The sequence below is a fragment of the Burkholderia sp. Se-20378 genome (genome assembly GCF_017104665.1).
Classification (GTDB): Bacteria; Pseudomonadota; Gammaproteobacteria; order Burkholderiales; family Burkholderiaceae; genus Burkholderia; species Burkholderia lata.
Genome location: NZ_JAAGPG010000761.1, coordinates 1 through 3,029 on the forward strand (window position 1 = coordinate 1; position 3,029 = coordinate 3,029).

The window sequence follows — 3,029 nt, forward strand, 5'->3', positions numbered from 1 at the left end:
CCGCGCGCTGGGCGATTCCGCCGCGCGGCACTGCGCCGTTCGACCACATGCGCGCGACCTTCGACGCACACGGGCTCGCGCTGCCCGACATCGCGGTCGAGACGCGCTCGGTCACGACATTGAAAAGCCTCGTCGCGCATGCGGGCTTCCTGAGCTGGATGGCCGAGCCGATGTACGGCGCCGAGCAGCGCGCCGGCACGATCGACACGCTGCCGGTGCGCGAAGTTGTCGCGATCCGCACGCTCACCGCGTTCCGGCGCCGCCACGGCATCCTGCCGGGGCCGGCCGGCAAGCTGCTCGAGGAACTCGTCGCGTTGACGCGCGAAGGACGCTGACGGCGCCCTCCCCGCCGGCCGTCCGTTCGCGCCCTCCCCGCCCTGCCCGCACGCGCCGCCGCAGCGCACCATCGAAATGCCGTTTCCCCGCCTTGACTTTCGCTCGCCCGAATACGATCATTCGCTCACACAAAGAGCAAATGATCGTATTCGACAGCAATGATCACAACAGGAGACACCGGTTGACGTCCTCCTCCGCCTAAAGGCGGTGGATTCCCACATCTGGCGATGCACGTCCGCATCGGAGAATGTTCAACGCAGCGTTGGTATCTCGATCATGCTCGACACCACAGTCACTGCAGGCCCACTCTCTTACTCGCAGTCCCGCGATACCTTTCGGCCGCGTCGTGCTGTCTTTCGACCCGCACGACGAACAGGACTGGGTCGAACCGCTTTCGTCGACTTCCTCGAACGTGGCACCGTGCGCGATCGCTTTGTAGCGGAGTTTGTCCCGGAAAGACGACCAGGATGCGTCGTAGACGCTCTTCGCCATCCTGGTTCTGGCGAGCTTCGCGGCCGACACGTTGCCGACCGCGATGTAATCGAAACGCCGCACCAGATCGAGCGCGAGCTTGTGTTGGAAATCGGCACGGGCGTTCGCCACCTTGGCGTGCAGCTTCGCGATATGCCGCTTGTGCTTTCGCGCCCGCTGCGCTTTCGCAAGCTTTTCCGCCGCGCGTCGGCCGAACCGGTCATTCGGCAACTTCTCGCCGGTCGAAAGTGTGGCGAAGTCTTTCAGGCCAAGATCGATGCCGACGCCGGAACGGATCGGGCGGGCCTGCACATCCGGCATCTCGATCACGATGTTCAGAAACCAGTTGCCGCGTGCATCCTGCGCAAAGTTGGTTCCGTCCTTGATCTTGCCTCCGGGAAGCGGTCGACTGTTGAACACGCGAAACGTGTTGCCGGCAAAGCGGAACGCATCGCCTTCGCGCTTCAGGTCTCGGCCCTTCATCGGCACCCAGCCGAGCGACTTCCTGCCGCGATAGCGCAGGTAGGGCCGACGGTGCTGACTGCGCGACTTCGCGTATTGCTCGCACGTCGCATTGACCGTGCCGGAGTGAATACCGAGTTCCTTGCTGCTGCCGGTCGTCAGCACGTTCAGGTCGAATCCTGTAGGACACTTCTTGCCCCACTTGAGCGCGTGCTTCTGCGTGTCGTTGCAGAAGTTCCAGACGTAGTTCACCGCACGACTCTGCTTGTTGAGCAGCCCATTGAGCGACTTCACGCGATAGCGGTAGACAAGGATCATGCCGGTGATCCTAACCCGTGGACGAAGCTGCCTGTCAACAGCACGCCTTTCCTTCCCGCTATCCGCCCCGAAGGAAGTGCCCCTCGGCGAAATGGCGGGGTTTCTCGGAGAAAATTCTGATGACCGAATCGCCCTCCGCCCGCACGCCCGTGCTGCTGCACATCGGCGCGGGCTCGTTTCACCGCGCGCACCAGGCGTGGTATCTGCATCGCGTGAACGCGGCCGTCCCGGCCGACGAGCGCTGGTCGCTGACCGTCGGCAACATCCGCGACGACATGCACGCGACGATGGACGCGCTCGCCGCGCAGCACGGCGCCTACACGCTCGAAACCGTCACGCCGCAAGGCGAGCGCGCGTACGAGACGATCCGCGCGATCACGCGCGTGCTGCCGTGGTCGATCGACCTCGCCGCGCTGATCGACGCCGGCGCCGATCCGGCGTGCCGGATCGTGTCGTTCACCGTTACCGAAGGCGGCTACTACCTCGACGAACACAACCGGCTCGACATCGCGAACGCCGATCTCGCGGCCGACCTGCAGGGCGCACGCACGACGCTGTACGGCGCGCTCGCGGCGCTGCTCGCCGAACGCGTGAAGCGCGGCGCGGGCCCGCTCACGCTGCAGAGCTGCGACAACCTGCGCAACAACGGCGCGCGCTTTCGCGCGGGGATGCGTGAATTCCTCGAGCGGCGCGGGCAGACCGACCTGCTCGCGTGGTTCGATGCGCACGTCGCCACGCCGAGCGCGATGGTCGACCGCATCACGCCGCGCCCGACCGCCGACGTGCGCGAGCGCGTGCTGGCGGCCACCGGCATCGACGATGCCTGCCCGGTGATGGGTGAATCGTTCATCCAGTGGGTGATCGAGGACCGCTTCGCAGCCGGCCGGCCGAAGTGGGAAGTGGCCGGCGCCGAACTCGTCGACGACGTGCACCCGTACGAGGAAGCGAAGATTCGCATCCTCAACGCGACGCACAGCTGCATCGCGTGGGCCGGCACGCTCGCGGGCCACACCTATATCCACGAAGGCACGCACGACGCGGCGATCCGCCGCTTCGCGCACGACTACGTGACGCAGGACGTGATCCCGTGCCTCACGCCGAGCCCGCTCGATCTCGCGCGATACCGCGACGTCGTGCTCGAACGCTTCGGCAACCCGTACGTGCTCGACACGAACCAGCGCGTCGCGGCCGACGGCTTCTCGAAGATTCCCGGCTTCATCGCGCCGACGCTCGTCGAATCGTTCGCACGTGGCGCGGCGCCGGTCGCCACCGCCGTGCTGCCCGCGCTGTTCCTGCGGTTTCTCGAACGCTGGGCGCGCGGCACCTTGCCGTACGCGTACCAGGACGGCGTGATGGACGAAAGCGCCGCGCGGGCGATCGTTCAGGCCGACGACCCGGTCGTCGCGCTGTGCGCCAGCCGCGCGCTGTGGGGCTGGCGCACA

General features: G+C 66.4%; 3 protein-coding genes. 2 read left to right on the forward strand and 1 reads right to left on the reverse strand.

Features of this window, described 5'->3' with window-relative positions; genetic code table 11:
- On the forward strand, positions 1-335 hold a 335-nt coding region (locus G3N93_RS37180), incomplete at its 5' end, for a LysR substrate-binding domain-containing protein (protein ID WP_241026859.1).
- A gap of 199 nt (positions 336-534) precedes the next feature.
- Here G3N93_RS37180 and G3N93_RS37185 read toward each other — a convergent pair.
- Entirely contained in the window at positions 535-1,587 is a 1,053-nt protein-coding gene (locus tag G3N93_RS37185; protein WP_174941415.1) for an RNA-guided endonuclease TnpB family protein, read from the reverse strand.
- 119 nt (positions 1,588-1,706) lie between these two features.
- On the opposite strand from G3N93_RS37185, the gene dalD reads away from it, so the two are divergent.
- A partial coding sequence (dalD, locus tag G3N93_RS37190; protein WP_206135257.1) for a D-arabinitol 4-dehydrogenase occupies positions 1,707-3,029 on the forward strand: 1,323 nt, incomplete at its 3' end.